Source organism: Pseudoruegeria sp. SK021 (assembly GCF_002119405.1).
Taxonomy (GTDB): Bacteria; Pseudomonadota; Alphaproteobacteria; order Rhodobacterales; family Rhodobacteraceae; genus Meridianimarinicoccus.
This window is the reverse complement of the sequence record NZ_MTBG01000001.1, coordinates 205,046-222,009: the sequence shown is the minus strand read 5'-3', so window position 1 is coordinate 222,009 and position 16,964 is coordinate 205,046. Positions and strand designations below refer to the sequence as shown.

General features: G+C 63.2%; 13 protein-coding genes. 8 read left to right on the top strand and 5 right to left on the bottom strand.

Annotated elements, in window-relative coordinates; translation table 11 throughout:
• Positions 1–121: 121 nt before the first annotated feature.
• Together BV911_RS00995 and polA are read left to right on the top strand one after the other, a co-directional pair.
• Positions 122–463, top strand: coding sequence for a hypothetical protein (locus BV911_RS00995; RefSeq protein ID WP_139840008.1), 342 nt, complete (start codon positions 122–124; stop codon positions 461–463).
• Between the two features lie 119 nt (positions 464–582).
• Positions 583–3,378 carry a DNA polymerase I gene (polA, locus tag BV911_RS00990; protein ID WP_086051711.1) on the top strand — a complete coding sequence of 932 codons (2,796 nt, stop codon included), beginning with the start codon at positions 583–585 and terminating at the stop codon, positions 3,376–3,378.
• A 29-nt stretch (positions 3,379–3,407) separates the two neighbouring features.
• Here the strand turns inward: polA and BV911_RS00985 are convergent, their stop codons facing one another.
• On the bottom strand, positions 3,408–3,983 hold the full coding sequence (locus tag BV911_RS00985; RefSeq protein WP_240512095.1) for a DUF1285 domain-containing protein: 576 nt from the start codon (positions 3,981–3,983) through the stop codon (positions 3,408–3,410).
• Between the two features lie 88 nt (positions 3,984–4,071).
• Between BV911_RS00985 and BV911_RS00980 the strand changes: the two genes are divergently transcribed.
• Genes BV911_RS00980 through BV911_RS00965 form a run of 4 tightly spaced genes read left to right on the top strand, consistent with a single transcriptional unit; the run spans position 4,072 to position 10,840 of the window.
• Positions 4,072–5,079 (top strand): MoxR family ATPase, encoded by a 1,008-nt coding sequence (locus BV911_RS00980; RefSeq protein ID WP_086051709.1) that lies wholly within the window; start codon positions 4,072–4,074, stop codon positions 5,077–5,079.
• Positions 5,080–5,096: 17 nt separating this feature from the next.
• On the top strand, positions 5,097–5,978 hold the full coding sequence (locus BV911_RS00975) for a DUF58 domain-containing protein (RefSeq protein ID WP_371587767.1): 882 nt from the start codon (positions 5,097–5,099) through the stop codon (positions 5,976–5,978).
• Positions 5,978–8,749: a DUF4159 domain-containing protein gene (locus tag BV911_RS00970; RefSeq protein WP_086051708.1), complete on the top strand. Its 2,772-nt coding sequence runs from the start codon at positions 5,978–5,980 to the stop codon at positions 8,747–8,749. The genes BV911_RS00975 and BV911_RS00970 overlap by 1 nt, the downstream gene beginning before the upstream one ends.
• Positions 8,750–10,840 carry a hypothetical protein gene (locus tag BV911_RS00965; protein WP_086051707.1) on the top strand — a complete coding sequence of 697 codons (2,091 nt, stop codon included), beginning with the start codon at positions 8,750–8,752 and terminating at the stop codon, positions 10,838–10,840. It abuts the gene before it with no gap.
• Between the two features lie 21 nt (positions 10,841–10,861).
• On the opposite strand, the gene BV911_RS00960 is transcribed toward BV911_RS00965, so the two are convergent.
• Both BV911_RS00960 and BV911_RS00955 read right to left on the bottom strand, forming a co-directional pair.
• The gene (locus BV911_RS00960; protein ID WP_086051706.1) at positions 10,862–11,227 is read right to left on the bottom strand and encodes a hypothetical protein; all 366 of its coding nucleotides are present in this window, start codon (positions 11,225–11,227) and stop codon (positions 10,862–10,864) included.
• Positions 11,228–11,231: 4 nt separating this feature from the next.
• Positions 11,232–12,002, bottom strand: coding sequence for a DUF599 domain-containing protein (locus BV911_RS00955; protein ID WP_086051705.1), 771 nt, complete (start codon positions 12,000–12,002; stop codon positions 11,232–11,234).
• 98 nt (positions 12,003–12,100) lie between these two features.
• On the opposite strand from BV911_RS00955, the gene BV911_RS00950 reads away from it, so the two are divergent.
• Together BV911_RS00950 and BV911_RS00945 are read left to right on the top strand one after the other, a co-directional pair.
• A complete protein-coding gene (locus BV911_RS00950; RefSeq protein WP_168183946.1) occupies positions 12,101–12,862 on the top strand; it encodes a serine protease in 762 nt (253 codons plus the stop codon).
• Positions 12,863–13,038: 176 nt separating this feature from the next.
• On the top strand, positions 13,039–13,506 hold the full coding sequence (locus tag BV911_RS00945) for an Hsp20 family protein (RefSeq protein WP_086051703.1): 468 nt from the start codon (positions 13,039–13,041) through the stop codon (positions 13,504–13,506).
• 160 nt (positions 13,507–13,666) lie between these two features.
• On the opposite strand, the gene BV911_RS00940 is transcribed toward BV911_RS00945, so the two are convergent.
• Together BV911_RS00940 and BV911_RS00935 are read right to left on the bottom strand one after the other, a co-directional pair.
• Positions 13,667–14,557 carry a transglutaminase family protein gene (locus BV911_RS00940; protein ID WP_086051702.1) on the bottom strand — a complete coding sequence of 297 codons (891 nt, stop codon included), beginning with the start codon at positions 14,555–14,557 and terminating at the stop codon, positions 13,667–13,669.
• 10 nt (positions 14,558–14,567) lie between these two features.
• The gene (locus BV911_RS00935; protein ID WP_086051701.1) at positions 14,568–16,964 is read right to left on the bottom strand and encodes a circularly permuted type 2 ATP-grasp protein; all 2,397 of its coding nucleotides are present in this window, start codon (positions 16,962–16,964) and stop codon (positions 14,568–14,570) included.

The window sequence follows — 16,964 nt, the reverse complement described above, 5'->3', positions numbered from 1 at the left end:
CGGGCGCAATCGGGCTTTTGCGCGGCCGGGTTCCGCGTTAACACCTCAGTATCCGGTCTTTCGTGGTCATTCGGTGGCCACGGATCGCCCGGTGCCCATGATCCGACAGAAGGCCCACACCATGATCCGACTCTCATTTCCGTCTCTGCCGTTTGTTGCTGCTGGTCTGGCACTGTTCGGCCTCGCGGCTTGCGATGGTGGGCTATCGCCGCGCAAAGCCCCCAGTGCTGCCGAACTTCAGACCCAAGCCGATTTCGATCAGCGGATCGCCCCAAGCTTGGCTGGCCAATGCGCGCCCGAGGTAATCTCTGGCCTCAGAGAGGTTGCTGTGCTTGCCGTGACGGCGCAAATGGCCGGCGATTCCGGCGCGATGCGCAATGCCGCAGCCCAAGGGCAGACGATCACCGCCAATGCATCCCCCGCCTGTATGACGGCGCTGCAATCCATTCCGGCGGCGACCTAAGGCGCAGGCGGCGCTGTCGGTGTCATATTCAGCCGAACAGCGCCGGTTTCCGGTCGCCATAGGGCATGGGTTGTCCTAAACAGGCCCGATATCACGGGACCGGCGCAGGGACAAAGCACATGGCATTTGGCAAGGGACATCACCTTCACCTGATTGACGGCTCGGCCTTCATCTTTCGGGCCTATCACGCGCTGCCGCCGCTGACGCGGAAGTCTGACGGGCTGCCCGTGGGCGCGGTCAGCGGCTTTTGCAACATGTTGTTCCGCTATATCGAGGACAACCATGGTCCCGATGCACCGACCCATGCGGCGGTGATTTTTGACAAGGGCAGTCACACCTTCCGCAATGATATGTACGACCAGTACAAGGCCAACCGCGAAGCGATGCCCGAAGACCTGCGCCCGCAGATTCCCCTGACCCGGGAAGCCACCATCGCCTTCAACATCGCCTGCAAAGAGTTGGAGGGGTTCGAGGCCGATGACATCATCGCCACCTTGGCCTGCCAAGCCCGTGATGCAGGCGGGCGCGTGACCATCATCAGTTCGGACAAGGATCTGATGCAATTGGTGGGCGGCGGCGTGGAAATGCTGGATGCCATGAAGAACGCCCGGATCGACACTGCCGGGGTCGAGGCCAAGTTCGGGGTCAAGCCCGACCGCGTCGTCGATGTACAGGCGCTGGCCGGGGATGCGGTGGACAATGTGCCGGGGGCGCCGGGGATCGGGATCAAGACCGCCGCTCTGCTGATCAATGAATTTGGCGATCTGGAAACGCTGCTGGAGCGGGCGGGCGAGATCAAGCAGCCCAAACGGCGTCAGACCCTGATCGATCATGCCGATCAGATCCGCTTGTCGAAGCGGTTGGTGCAGCTCGATTGTGATATGGAACTGGATTTCGGGCTGGACGATCTGGAAGTGCGCGACCCGGAAGCCGAGGCCTTGTTGACGTTTCTCAGCGCGATGGAATTTCGGACCATTGCCAAGCGGGTTGCGGATCGATTTGGCGCGCCGGTCCCTCATGTGGTCGAGACCCCGGCCATCACTGGCGCAGGACCCGCTGCCGAAGCGCCGCCCTTTGATGTGTCCAAATATCAGACCGTGGGCGATGCGGACGCTCTGCAAGGCTGGATTGACCAGATTTATGAACGGGGTTGGGTCGCCGTCGATACAGAAACCACCAGTCTGAACGAAATGCGGGCGGAATTGGTCGGGATCAGCCTAGCGGTCGAGGCGGGCACGGCCTGCTACATTCCGTTGACGCACAAGGCCTCGGCCACGGACGATCTGTTCGGCGCCGAAGGGCTGGCCGAGGGGCAGATGCCGCTGGAACTGGCGCTGGAGATGCTGACGCCGATGCTGGAGGATCCCTCGATCCTGAAAATCGGCCAGAACATGAAATATGACGCCAAGATTTTCGCCAATCTGGGCATTACGGTCGCCCCCATCGATGACACCATGCTGCTGTCCTATGCGCAACATGCCGGGCTGCACGGACATGGAATGGATCTGCTGAGCGAACGGTATCTTGGCCACGTGCCGATTCCGATTAAGCCGTTGCTTGGCAGTGGAAAATCGGCGGTGACTTTTGACCGGGTGCCCATCGACAAGGCCACCCCCTATGCAGCCGAAGATGCCGACGTGACCCTGCGATTGTGGCATGCGCTGAAGCCGGGCTTGCACAAGGCGCAGGTGACGACGGTCTACGAGACGCTGGAGCGGCCACTGGTGCCGGTTCTGGCGGCAATGGAACGGTCCGGCATCAAGGTCGATCGCAACACCCTGAGCCGGATGTCGTCGGTCTTTGCCCAGAAAATGGCGGCGCTAGAGGCCGAGATCCATGACCTGGCGGGGGAAAAGTTCAACGTCGGCAGCCCCAAGCAACTGGGGGAAATCCTGTTCGACAAGATGGGGCTTGATGGCGGCAAGAAGGGCAAGACCGGGGCCTATGCCACTGGCGCAGATGTGCTGGAGGATCTGGCGACCGAGCATGAATTGCCCGGGCGGGTGTTGGACTGGCGGCAACTATCCAAGCTGAAATCCACCTATACCGACGCGTTGCAAGAACATATCAATCCAGACACCGGCCGGGTGCATACGTCCTATTCCATCGCCGGAGCGTCGACCGGGCGGCTGGCCTCGACCGACCCAAATTTGCAAAACATCCCAGTGCGCAGTGACGAAGGGCGCCGCATCCGCGAAGCGTTTGTCGCCGACACCGGCAAGGTTCTGGTGTCGCTTGACTATTCCCAGATCGAATTGCGTATTCTGGCCCATGTGGCGCAGATCGATAGCCTGAAACAGGCCTTCAAAGACGGGCAGGATATTCACGCGCTGACCGCCTCTGAGATGTTCAACGTGCCATTGGATGAGATGACGCCGCAAATTCGGCGGCAGGCCAAGGCGATCAACTTTGGGGTGATCTACGGGATTTCAGGCTTTGGTTTGGCGCGCAATCTGCGCATTCCTCGGGCCGAAGCGCAGGGCTTTATCGACCGTTATTTCGAACGCTTCCCCGGCATTCGCGCCTATATGGACGAAACCACGGCCTTTGCGAAAGAGCACGGCTTTGTGCAGACCCTGTTTGGCCGCAAAATCCACACGCCCGAGATCAGTGCCAAAGGCCCGCGTGCCGGATTTGCCAAGCGCGCCGCCATCAATGCGCCGATCCAAGGCACGGCTGCGGATGTGATCCGCCGCGCCATGATCCGGATGCCTGACGCGATCAAGGGGTTGCCGGCCACCATGCTGCTGCAGGTCCACGATGAATTGCTGTTCGAAGTGGCGAAAGACGCTGTGGAGGACACCATCGCCGTGGTGCGGGAGGTGATGGAGAATGCGTCAATGCCCGCGGTTCAGCTGAGCGTGCCGTTGACGGTCGAAGCCGGGCAGGGTGCCAATTGGGCCGAGGCCCACTAAACCTGTCCGCGTTGGCAGGGGCGGCGGCTTTAGTCTGCGAACAGGTCCGCCTCAGGGCAGATCGGGAAGAAGACCCCGCCCGACCACAAGCCGAACCATGGCTGGCCGTCGTGGTCTGTGATCTCGCAGGCGTCGATCAGCCGATAAAAGCTTTTGCGGTCAATCAGCGCCTCTAGATTGGCGCGGATCAGGATATAGGGCGCGGGTTCGTTGGTGTCGGGGTCACGCACGATCCGCACCGGGTGGTCGGGACCCGCAGTGGCGGTGTCCTCGACATTCGTGACAAAGGTCAGCGATTGCGCACGGCCGGTGCCGGACAGGGTGAAATCCACGGCGACAAACGGGGCGTCTTCGACGGTGATGCCGACCTTTTCGCCGGGGGTGACCAGAAAGTAGTCCTCGCCGTCCTTGCGCAGGATGCTGGCGAACAGTCGAACCAAGGGGGCGCGGCCGATTGGGGTGCCCAAATAGAGCCAGGTGCCGTCGCGTTTGATGACCATGTCGAGGTCGCCACAGAACGGCGGGTTCCACAAATGCACCGGCGCGGGGCCGCGTTTGGTGGCTTTGCGTGCCGCGGTGGCCAGAGAGTCGGCATCAGGGATCACGATGTTTTGTCCATCCGGAAAAATTGCGATTTAGGCTGGCAGAGTTATGTCGGTTGGTACAGCATAACCCGGGAACAAGGAGGTTGTCATGGCCGAGAATACGGATCTGATCGGGGACATCGAAGACCTCGGGGTGCAATTGTTGGCCGCCAAGGCCAGCATTACCAAGCGGTTCATTGGCCAAGAGCGGGTGGTTGATCTGGCCTTGACGGCGTTGCTTTGCGGCGGTCATGGTCTGTTGATCGGCTTGCCGGGGCTGGGAAAGACCCGGCTGGTCGAAACGCTGGGCACAGTCATGGGCTTGAATGAGGCGCGCATCCAGTTCACGCCCGACCTGATGCCGGCAGACATTCTTGGCTCTGAGGTGCTGGAAACCGCAGCTGATGGCAGCCGTAAGTTTCGCTTCCTCAAGGGCCCGGTCTTTTGCCAATTGTTGATGGCCGATGAAATCAACCGGGCCAGCCCGCGCACACAGTCGGCGTTATTGCAGGCGATGCAGGAAAAATCCGTGACCATCGCCGGGCAACCGCATGCGTTGGAGCCGCCCTTTCATGTGCTGGCAACCCAGAACCCGATTGAACAAGAGGGCACCTATCCGTTGCCCGAGGCCCAGCTGGACCGGTTTCTGGTGCAGATCGATGTGCCCAACCCCGACCGCGCGACGGAGCGCGATATCCTGCGAGCCACCACCGGGGTTGAAGATGCCCAATCGGTGCAGGTGTTTGACGGCCCCTCCCTGATTGCGGCGCAAACTGTCCTGCGGCGGATGCCGGTGGGGGATGCGGTGGTCGAGACCATCCTCGATCTGGTTCGCGCCTGTCGCCCCGAGGATCCGCAAGCCACGGCTATGGTGCGCAATTCGGTCAGTTGGGGGCCGGGGCCGCGTGCGGCGCAGGCGCTGATGCTGACCGTTCGGGCGCAAGCCTTGCTGGAGGGGCGGCTGGTGCCCAGCGTTGAGGATGTGGCGCGCATGGCCGTGCCGGTGCTGACCCATCGGATGCAACTGACCTTTGCGGCCCGGGCGCGCGGCGAGGCTCTGACCCCGCTGATCCGGCAGGTCGTCTCTGAAGTGACCCGGATTGAGGTTGCCGCGTGACGCAACCCCCTGCGTCTTTGACCGGTGGAGCCGGACTGCGCCGGGATGGCGAGGCCCTGTCAGCTGCGCTACCGCCGCTTCTGGCCGATGCCGAGCATCTCGCCGCGACCATGCTGCTGGGCGATCACGGGCGCAGGCGGCCCGGCATGGGCGAAGAATTCTGGCAATATCGTCCCGCCATGCCCACTGACGAGGCGCGGTTGATCGATTGGCGGCGGTCGGGCCGCTCGGACACCCATTACATCCGGCAGACGGAATGGCAGGCAGCGCAAAGCGTGGTGATCTGGGTTGACCAGACACAGTCGATGGATTTTGCCTCTGCCAAGGTGCCGACCAAGGGCGACCGCGCCCGGGTGCTGGCCATGGCAGTCGCGATCTTGTTGTTGCGGGGTGGCGAGCGGGTCGGCTTGACCGGGCAGACCGTCCCGCCGCGCCGGGGTGACCTCCAGCTTCTGCGGATCGCGAGCGGGCTTTTGGACCCGCCAACCGCCGCTGTGGGGGCGGATTTCGGCGCCCCTGAGGTTCAGGGGATGATCCCGAAATCACGGGCGCTGTTCATCTCGGATTTCATGGGGCCGCTGGAACCGCTGGAAGCGGCGCTGACCGAAGCCGCCGATCAGGGCGTGCGCGGGGCGCTGTTGCAAATTCTCGATCCCGAAGAAGAAGCCTTTCCCTATGACGGGCGCACGGTCTTTGAATCGATGGGCGGCGGCTTGCGCCATGAAACATTGCAAGCGGGCAGGTTGCGCGATGCCTATCTGCTGCGCTTGGCCGAGCGCAAGGCGCGGCTGGCCGATCTGGCGCGGATCACCGGCTGGCAAGTGCTGTGCCACCACACCAATAGCCCGGCCCAAGCCGCGCTGCTGTGGCTTTACGGCGCGTTGGAGCGGCGGCGCTGATGCTGGCGCTGGGCCCCCTTGCGTTCACCGTGCCGTGGCTTTTGCTTGGCCTTGGCGCACTGCCGGTTCTGTGGCTGCTGCTGCGGGCGGTACCGCCTGCGCCGATCCGGCGGCGCTTTCCCGGGGTCGCCCTGCTGCTGGGCTTGCGCGATGATGACAGCCAAAGCGACAAGACGCCGTGGTGGTTGCTGCTGATCCGGGTGCTGGCGGTGGCTGCGGTCATCCTTGGTTTCGCCGGGCCGGTGCTGAACCCGCAAACCCGTGAGCCGGGCACCGGGCCACTTCTGGTGCTGATTGACGGCACTTGGGCCGATGCACGGGACTGGTCCCCGAGGATTGAACGGGTCGGCACCCTCTTGGACGAGGCAGGCCGGGCCAACCGTCCGGTCGCCGTGGTGGTGACCACCGATGTGCCTGCGGGCGCGTTGTCGTTCCAGACGGCGGATGTCTGGCAGACCCTGCTGGCCAGCTTGCAACCAGTCGCTTGGGTGCCCGAGGACGGGGACCTGATGCGCTGGGCAGACAGTCGTGAGGGCCGGTTCGATACCGTCTGGCTGTCCGATGGCGTGGCGCGCGAGGCCAAGGGACCGGTTCTGGCCGCATTGCAAAATCGGGGCGCAGTGCGGATCATTGAAAGCGGCCGTCCGCTCTATGGCCTGCGTCCGGCCCGCTATGCCGAGGGCGAGATTGATGTGACGGTTATTCGGGACCGCCCCGGTATCGCCAGCACGGTTACGGTCGCCGCGTTGGGGCCGGATCCGGCCGGGATCACGCGGGCATTGGCTCAGGCCGACGTGACCTTTGATGCGGACGCGACCGAGGCGCAGCTGCGGCTGGCCTTGCCCGCGGAACTGCGCAATCGCGTCGCCCGGTTCGAAATTGTGGGTCAGCGCTCTGCGGCGGCGGTCAGCCTGACCGACGATGCGTTGAAACGGCGCGAAGTGGCCTTGATCGCGGGCAACGATCAGCGCGAGGGGCTAGAGCTGTTATCGCCGCTTCATTACCTTCAGCAGGCGTTGGAACCCACCGCCGACCTGATTGACGGCGACATCGCGCAGGTCCTTCTGGCCAACCCGGATGCGATTGTGCTGGCCGATGTGGCCCGCATCACCGACGCAGAAACCGCCGCGATGATCACGTGGCTTGAGGCAGGCGGGTTGTTGGTGCGCTTTGCCGGGCCGCGCTTGGCCGCCAGCGATATCAGCCGCGACATCGAAGACCCGCTGATGCCGGTGCGTCTGCGGGCCGGCGGGCGCAGCCTTGGCGGCGCCATGAGTTGGGGCGAGCCGAAGACCCTGCGCCCCTTTACCGAAGGCTCGCCGTTTTTCGGTCTGACCCTTCCTGACGATGTGACGGTGACGTCGCAGGTGTTGGCGCAGCCCGACCCGACCTTGGCAGAGCGCGAGATCGCAGCGCTGAGTGACGGCACGCCTTTGGTGTCGTCCAAGCAGGTTGGGGCGGGCCGGGTGGTGCTGTTCCATGTCACTGCCAATGCCGATTGGTCCACTTTGCCGTTGTCCGGTCTGTTCGTGCAAATGCTGGAGCGGCTTGCCGTCTCGACCCGCCCGGCCCAGCTGAGTGCTGCCGATCTGGACGGCACCGTCTGGGAACCCGAAGAAGTACTGAACGCCTTTGGACAGTTGGGCGACGCCGCGGCCTTGCCGGGTCTGCCCGGCGCACGTCTGGCGCTGGGCCACCCTGCCGCCGATATGCCGCCGGGGCTTTATGCCGGGGATGACCGCCGCATCGCCCTCAACGTCATCGGCGCTGAAACCCCGTTAACCGCCAGCACGTGGCCGCAGGGCACCCCCGTTGAAGGGATCTCCATCGCTGAGGAGACCCAGTTGACCGGCGCGCTGTTGACTGCGGCGCTGCTGGTGCTGGTGGCTGATCTTTTGGCCTCGCTGGCGGTGTCGGGAAAGCTGGGCTTGCGCCGGACGGGGCATGTGGCGGTCCTGCTGCTGGCGGCTGCCCTGATCGCTCCGGACGCCCGGGCGCAATCCCCGGCAAGCCCGGCCGAGGACGCCTTTGCCTTGGCCGCCACCAGCGATGTGATCTTGGCGCATGTGCTGACCGGAAACGCCGCCGTGGACCGCGCCGCGCAAGAGGGGCTGGAAGGCCTGTCCACCATGCTGTTCGCCCGGACCTCGGTTGAGCCGAGCACGCCGATGGGGGTCGATCTGGAACAGGACGAGCTGTCGTTCTTTCCGTTGCTTTATTGGCCGGTGACCGCAGATCAACCGCTGCCGTCATCCGAGGCTTACGCGAAACTCAATCGGTTTCTGCGCTCGGGCGGGATGGTCCTGTTCGACACCCGCGATGCGGATCTGGGCGGTGCAACATCGGCCAATGGCGCGAAATTACAGCAGCTTGCCCGACCCTTGGATATTCCGCCTCTGGAACAGATGCCGCCGGATCACGTGCTGACCCGGACGTTTTATCTGTTGCAGGACGTTCCGGGCCGGTTCAATGGCCGGGACCTGTGGGTCGAAGCCGCCCCGCCCGATGCCGAATTGGTCGAAGGCATGCCGTTTCGCAATCTGAACGATGGCGTGACCCCGGTGGTGATCGGTGGCAATGACTGGGCCTCGGCTTGGGCGATGAATGACAGCGGGCAGCCTTTGTATCCGGTCGGGCGCGGTTATGCCGGGGACCGGCAGCGCGAGCTGGCCTATCGCTTTGGGATCAATCTGGTGATGCATGTGCTGACCGGCAATTACAAATCTGATCAGGTGCATGTCCCCGCGCTTTTGGATCGGCTGGGGCAATAGATGACACAAGAGATTTTGCTGTCGCCGCTGATCAATCCGATGCTTCTGGCCGCTCTGGCCGGTGGAATGGCGCTGGTGACCGGCTTTGCCCTTTGGCGGCGGTTGTCGGGTTGGTGGCTGCGAGGGTTCGGGGCCGTTGTGCTGCTGCTGGCACTGGCCAATCCATCGCTGCAAACGGAAAACCGCGCGCCTTTGTCCGATATCGTGATTGCGGTGGTCGATGACAGCGCCAGCCAGCGGATCGGTGGGCGTCCAGACCAGTCAGCCGCCGCCTTGGCCCGGATCGAGGCCGAAGTGGCAGGCCTGCCCAATACCGAACTTCGGGTTGTGCGGGTAGGGGATGCGCCGGGCAATGAGGGCACGCTGCTGATGTCCGCCTTGGCCGAGGCGCTGGCCAATGAGCCGCGCAACCGGGTGGCAGGCATGATCCTGATCACCGATGGGCAGATCCATGATCTGGAACAGGCCCCCGATCTGCCAGCACCGCTGCACACGCTGTTAACTGGGGAAAAGACCGATTGGGACCGGCGGTTGACCGTGACCAACGCACCGGCCTTCGCGATCATGGGCGAGCCGGTGACGCTGACCCTTCGGCTGGAAGATCAGGGCCGGGTGCCTGCGGCGGAAGACGGCACCGCTGTCTTGCAAATTTCGGTCGATGGCGGCGCGGTCAGTGAGGTCGTCGTGCCGGTGGGCCGCGATTTGGAATTGCCGGTGACCTTGCCGCATGGCGGCATGAACGTCGTCCAGTTCACTGTTCCTGTCGCGGATGGCGAGTTGACCGAACGCAACAATGCCGCCGTGGTGCAGATCAATGGCGTGCGCGACCGGTTGCGGGTGCTGCTGGTCTCGGGCGAACCGCACGCGGGGGAACGCACCTGGCGCAACCTGCTGAAATCGGACAGTTCGGTCGATCTGGTGCATTTCACCATCCTGCGCCCGCCGGAAAAGCAGGACGGCGTGCCGGTGACGGAATTGTCGCTGATCGCCTTTCCCACCCGTGAGCTGTTTTTGGAAAAGATCGATGAATTCGATCTGATCATCTTTGATCGCTACAAGCGGCGGGGCATCCTGCCTGAGATCTATCTCGACAATATCCGGATGTACGTGGAACGGGGCGGGGCTGTGCTGGTGGCGGCGGGGCCGGATTTTGCCTCGGCCAGCAGTCTGTATCGCAGTCCTCTGGCCCAGATCCTGCCCGCCGAACCGACCTCGCGGGTGTTGGAAGAGGGGTATCTGCCGGCGATCACCGGGATCGGGCGGCGGCATCCGGTCACCGAAGGTCTGGACGGCGCGGCCGAGGCGCCTGAGGACGGCGCACCGCCGCCGTGGGGGCGATGGTTCCGGCAGGTCGATCTGCTGCCCAAATCTGGCGAAGTGGTGATGTCGGGCATTGAGGACCGCCCGCTTCTGGTGCTTGACCGGGTGGGCGAAGGACGGGTGGCGCTGTTGGCGTCTGATCATGCGTGGCTGTGGAACCGGGGCTTTGAGGGCGGCGGTCCGCAACTGGAATTGCTGCGCCGTCTTGCCCATTGGATGATGAAAGAGCCCGAACTCGAGGAAGAGGCGCTGTGGGTCGAAAGTGACGGCAGCAACATGACGATCATCCGGCGCACCCTTGGCGACGCAGTGGCAGATTTTGAGATCACCGCCCCCGATGGCACGATCACCCAGCACGCGCCGGTGCAGGTGTCGCCCGGGCGCTACGAACTGACGCTGGCTGGACAAGAGATCGGCCTCTATCGGATCACCGATGGCGACTTATCGGCGGTTGCGGCGCTGGGGCCGTCGGCGCCACGGGAATTTGAGCAGACCATCGCCAGTGGCACCCTGCTGGACCCGCTTGTGAGCAGCATGCGCGGCGGTATTCGGGCGATCGAGGATGGCCCGTTGGACCTTCGCTCAGTCGATGCCGGGCGTCCGGCGGCCGGGCGCGGCTGGATCGGGATTACCCCGCGCGGCGCGTATCAAACCGCAGATGTCACGGTCCGGCCTGTGTTGCCAGCTTGGCTCTATCTGGTGATTGCCGCGTTGCTGATTGTTGGGGCGTGGCTGTGGGAAGGACGTCGGCGCGCCCCGGTCCGTCCTTAAAATCGCAGGGTCATACCGAGGTTAAGGTGTCAGCTGGACTGAAAAGCCGGTCTCTGACCAGCCATCCATGCTACAGCGCGGGCGCAGGATCACGGTTTGGGTGCCGGTTGGGATGGCGACGGCGGGCAGGCTTCGGGTGAAGGGCTGTTCGGTCTCATGCGGGTGCAGCAACTCGCGCTGCCCCAGAACGGTGCCATCAGCCGTCTCAATCTGCCAGCCATCGGCGTAATGGTCCCAGCCGGTATCGGGGTGCAGCAAGGTCACGTCAAAGCGCCAGTCAGACCCTTGCTTGTCTGCGGTGACGGCGACCACCTCGGGCGCAGCGGCCAGAGCCGGATCCGCCATTGCACACAAACAGACCAGGATCGGACGTAGGATCGCGGACATGACGTTACTCGGGCAAGTTGTGGTCGGCGGCGACTCGGCGCATGGCCTCGGAGGTCGGGCGCGCCGGTGGGTCGCGCATGAGGGTGGCCCGGGTGGCCGAGGCGAATTCCCGCCGCCACAGCACCAGCACCGTCGTCACTGTCGCGACCAACAGCGGAAAGCTGCCCAGCAGCCATGCCAATGCGCCCAACGAAAAATACACCGACCGCAACCCGCGATTGAACGCCTTGGCGGCCGAGATATTCAGGTCGGCGGCTTGATCGGCGCGGTGGGTCGCCGCCGGATGGTGGACGTCGTTCGACACCGACGCCATCACGATGGAGCAATAGCCGAACACCCGATGCGACCAGACGAAATGCAAAAACGCGTTGGTGACGAAGAACAGCGGCAAAAGCAGCTTGATCTCCCACAGGACCGGCGGGCTGTCTTCGATGGACAACTCGGCGGCCAGTCCGGTCAGTTGATCGACATTCCCCATCAGCGCCAAGCACCCCCCGATGGCGATCATGGTGGCCGACGCGAAAAATGCGGTGCTTTCGCGCAAAGAGGCAATCACCATAGCATCATAGACCCGGGGATCGCGGGTGATGGTGTTGCGCATCCATTCCCGGCGATAGCTGATCATCAGGACCGAGACCGAGGGCCGGGTGGCGGCGCGGTTCTCGATGATCTGAGCCATCACGAGCCAACTGAGTAGAATAAGCGCCAGCGCCGCCGCGTCGAACATCGTTAACGGGCTAATAAGATTAAGCAGGTTGTTCAATGTCACGTTCATGGGCGGACATTAGCAATCATCCGGCACAACGCAATGACTGGTTAATCTGCGACAAGGATAAACAGACAAGGCGCAGTCATTCATGGCAGAAGAGGTCCATGCGAATCAGGTATTCTCTTCTGGGCCTCCTTGGCCTGTGTCTTGTCGGATCGATCACGCCGGCCTCGGCGCAAGATCCCCGGCGCATGTTGTCCTTTGACGAGCAGCAGGGCTGGCTGGCGGTCGGACGGTTGAATGTCATTGGGCAGGGCTATTGCACGGCGACGCTGGTGGCTCAGGATGTGGTGCTGACGGCAGCCCATTGTCTTGTCGATCGGCGGACCGGACTGCCTGTCGGTGCTGATCGTGTGCATTTCCTGCCGGGGTTTCGGACTGGCACCTATGCCGCGCATGGGCGGGGGGCGGAAATTGCCGTACCTACCAGTTTCAATCGTGCCGATCTGACCGTGGCCTCTGATATCGCGCTGGTACGCCTGACCGAACCGCTTGATCCGGGCATTGTGCCGTTGCAGATCGCGTTTGCTGTCTCGCCGGGGCAGGCGCTGACAACTTTGTCTTACGGCATCAACCGCTCACAGATTCCATCAATCGAGGCCGGGTGCGTGCCCGAACAACTCTATGGTGCGTTGGTCTATACTGATTGCGAAGCGGTGCCCGGTGTCTCCGGAGCCCCGGTTCTCCAACAGACCCTAGACGGGATGCGCCTTGTAGCGGTGGCGTCGGCGGTGTTGGGGGACAAGCCGCAGCCGATGCCGCATGGCAAGCTTTTGGCCGTGGCCATGACCCGGCATATGTTGATCACGCTCAGTCAGACATTTGACTTAGAGATCCTGATCACAGGACTGACATCACAGGACTAAGCTTGAGGCGGGGCCCTGCGGTGCCGTGTGCTTAAAAAAGCGCCGCTCGGGTCTTGAACCGGGGCGGGGTGCTTCCCAAATCCGATGGACCGGATCGCCATTATGGGGTCCGGAATGATCGAATGGCTGTCCAAGACGGAAGCTGTTTCTTGTTATCGCTCAATGGAGGATGACCCATGCGACACTATGATTTGACCCCCCTGTACCGTGCCACTGTTGGCTTCGACAAAGTTGCCGATGTGATGGACCGGGTGCTTGCTGCGGAAGTAAGCCAGACGTCCTACCCCCCTTACAATATTGAAAAGACCGACGAAGACGGTTGGCGGATTTCCATTGCCGTTGCGGGATTTGCCGAGGATGAACTGTCGGTGGAAGTGCGGGATCGCGCATTGATTGTCTCGGCCCGCAAGGCCGCCGAAGACACCCAGCGCACCTATCTGCATCGTGGCATTGCCACCCGCGCCTTTGAACGCCGGTTCCACCTTGCCGATCATGTCCGTGTCACCGGTGCCGCCAATGCGGATGGCATGCTGCACATCGATCTGGTTCGGGAAGTGCCCGAAGCCCTGAAGCCGCGCCGCATCGAAATTGCCCGCGGCAGCAAGGGCGACGTCCCGGTAAGTGAGCCACGTCAGGTCAACTGATCTGGCTTTAGCCTTTGCCGAACGGCACGTCCGTCTGGCAGTATTCTGACCCGTTGCGTGTTGCGCCTTGCGACGGGTCAGACCAAGGGTCCGTGCTTAATCGCACGGGCCTTTGTCGTTTTCTGACCAAGGCGGACGGTCAGTTTCGGACCCGGGTGGCTCAGGCGCCCTCGTCGACCGGAACCACATCCACGGCTTGGGAATATTGATGCGGCCCTGCGGTTCGCAGCACCCCCTTTACCGGTGATATGTCCGAATAATCGCGGCCATAAGCGACCACAATATGATCCTGCGCCGGTTCCACCGCATTGGTCGGGTCATATTCCATCCAACCGGTTTCGAACCCGCACCAAGCCTGCACCCAAGCGTGCATGGCGTCAGCGCCTTCCAGCCGGGCCTGCCCTTCGGGCGGGCGGGTGCGCAGATACCCGCTGACATAGCCCGCTGGAATTCCCAGCGCCCGCAAGCCAGTGATCATGATATGGGTAAAATCCTGACAGACGCCGCGCCGCAGGGCAAAGGCCTCTCGGGCCGAGGTGTCTACTTCGGTTGCGAGCGGATCAAAGGTCATGTCCCGATGAATCGCGCTGCCGATGGCCCGCACGATATCCACCGTCGTCATCTGGGCATTAACCTGCGACGCGGCGTAGGCGGCGATGGTCCGGTCCGGCACGATGCGGGGCGATTTCCCTAGATAGTGATGCGGCGAGCGTGCCTCAAGTTTTTGCACCCGGTCCAGTTCATAAGGCAGCGCCGATAGCGGCGGGGCGATGTTCAGCCCGGGATCGTCGACGCGCAGGCAATTCACCCGTGCATGGGCGGTGATCGCCATGGTGTCATGCGGGGTGTCATGCACCAATAGGGTGGTGAAATTTTGGAAATAGTCGTCAAACTCGCGTTGTTCCACTGGCTGTGGATCGACCGACAGGCGGCGTGACAGCACCGTCTGCCGGCCGGGCAGATTGGCCGGAAAGAGCCGGATCAGATGTCGGCCGCTGCGGGCTGAGCCGGGGTAATTGTGGGTGACGGTCAGGCGGACTTTGTACTGCACGGCGCGCCTCTCATTTCAGATAGGCCAGAGTCAGAAGGTCTGACAGCCGCCAAATGTCCCGGCGCAGGTCCAGCAACTTGCGCGTGGTCAGTGTGCCGGGGGTTTCCACCGCCAGCCGGGTCTGCAATTGCAGCGCCAGCCGCGCGGTCGGTGACATCCGGCCATGTTCGGCGCTTCCGGGCAGGTGGTCGATATGGCTGCGGCTGCGGCTGAGGTGATAGAGGATAGAGCGCGGGCTTTTGCCGTCCAGCGCCATCAGATCCGCGACGCTATGATGGCTGGCCCCGCCGGCATAGCGCAAGCGGTGGGCCATGGTGCTGTCCCCGACTTCCAAGACGACTTCCAGCGCGCCTTCTGCCGCCTCTTCATGGGCCAATGCGGCCAACACGGTGGCCATGGTCGCGGCCCGTTCCAGCGACATGCCAAGGCTGAGGAACCGCCACCCCGTCGAGCGGTACATGTTTTCATGGACCAGCCCGGAAAACCCGGTGATCTTGCGCAGCAGCACGCTGGCTTTGCGCGGGATCTCGTCCGGGGTCAGGCTTTGTCCGGCCATTTTGGCAACAGAACTCGACAGATCGCGCAACGACATCAGCGCATCCACCGACAGCCGGTCGCGAACCTGTCCGGCACTGGCCAAGGCGGCTTGCAGCGGCAATTCAAAGGTTCCGGTCAGGTCGCGGAAGGTCTTGCCCGCGCCGGGAGATAGGGTTTGGCGCAAATCCTTCAGCAAGGGGCGATCCGGGGCCACCCCTTCGGATTCGCGGGCGAAATAGGCGCGAAACAGTCGGATGTTCCCCTCGGCCCGTTCCACGTATCGTCCCAGCCAGAACAGGTTGTCGGCGGCGCGACTGGGCAGGGCTTCTTCGATCTGGGTCTCGAATTGCTGCGTCCGAAGGGCCGGGGCGGGCATCTGCGGATTCGGGCGGTCGGACTGCACCCAGACATCGGCCACCGCGCCGCCTTGCTGCATCGCGATCGCGGGTGTGTTATGGCCCGACCCGACCCGGGCATAGCCGCCGGGCATGACCTGCCAGCCGTCCTTGGTTCGGGCCAAAAAGACCCGCAGGATCATCGGACGCGGCACCAGTCGGCCGTCATGCCACACCGGCGTCGTCGACAGCGTCACCGCCTCTTGGCCCACCAGATCGCGGCCATCCTGATCCAGCAGCTCCTCTAGCGATGTTTTGGCGCCCACCCGGTTCACGGTGGATCCGTCTTCGGTGTTGAACGGCAATCGCGATGAGTAGGCCGAGCCGATCATCATCGTGTCCCGGTTGGCCAATACGTGGTCGCGCTCGCGCTTTTGACCGCACCACCATGTCGCGATGTTGGGCAAGGCCAGCGGTTGACCGGTTAGGACCCGGCTGATCTTGGGCAGGAAAGACATCATCGCCCGAGTTTCCAGCACGCCGCTGCCAAGGGCGTTCACCAGACTGACATTGCCTTGCCGCACAGCATCAACCAGACCCGGCGTGCCAATGGCCGAATGTTCGTCCAGTTCGATCGGATCGCAGGTCGCCCCGTCCAGACGCCGCCACAACACGCTGACCGGTTTCAGCCCGTCAACGGTGCGCACCATCACCTTGCCGTTTTGAACCGTCAGATCCTCGCCCTGCGCCAGCAGAAAGCCCAAGTGCCGCGCGACATAGGCGTGCTCGAAATAGGCGTCATTCATCGGGCCGGGGGTCAGGATTGCGATCAACCCGTCGGGATCGCTGCGACCCGCAGTCAAAGCTGTCTGAAATGCGCGGAAAAAGCCCGCCAGCCGGTGAATGCCAGAATCGCCATAGAAATTCGGATAAATCCGAGTGCTGGCGATGCGGTTCTCAAGGGCAAAGCCCGCGCCGCTTGGGGCTTCGGTCCGATCGCCCAGCACCCACCATTTGCCATCGGGCCCGCGCCCGATCTCGAAGGCCAGAAAGTGCAGATGATGCCCCGACACAGGGCGGACCCCCACCAGTGGCCGCAACCAAGCCTGATTTTGGGCGGTTAACGAGGCCGGCAGATAGCCCTCAGAGATCAGCTTGTTCTCGCCGTACAGGTCTTCCGCCACCGCCTCCAGAAGATCGGCACGTTGGCGCAGCCCGGTGGCGATGGTCTGCCATTCGGTGTCGTGGATGATGACTGGAATATGGCTTAGCGGCCAATCCCGTTCTGACGGGCCGCTGGTGTCGTATTTGCGGTAATAGACCCCGGCGTCATGCAAATGGCGATCCCCGCGGCCAAAGCGCGCCGCGATCTCATCGGCGGTCAGACCGGCAAGGTGCCGAATGAACGGTTTCCAGACCGGCCGCAACGTCCCGTCACGGCCGAACAATTCATCGGACACCCCCGCAGCGGTGCGGTAATCGCGCAAGAGGGCCGCGACCTGTGCGTCAGAGCCGCGCCCCGCAGAATGGGTCAT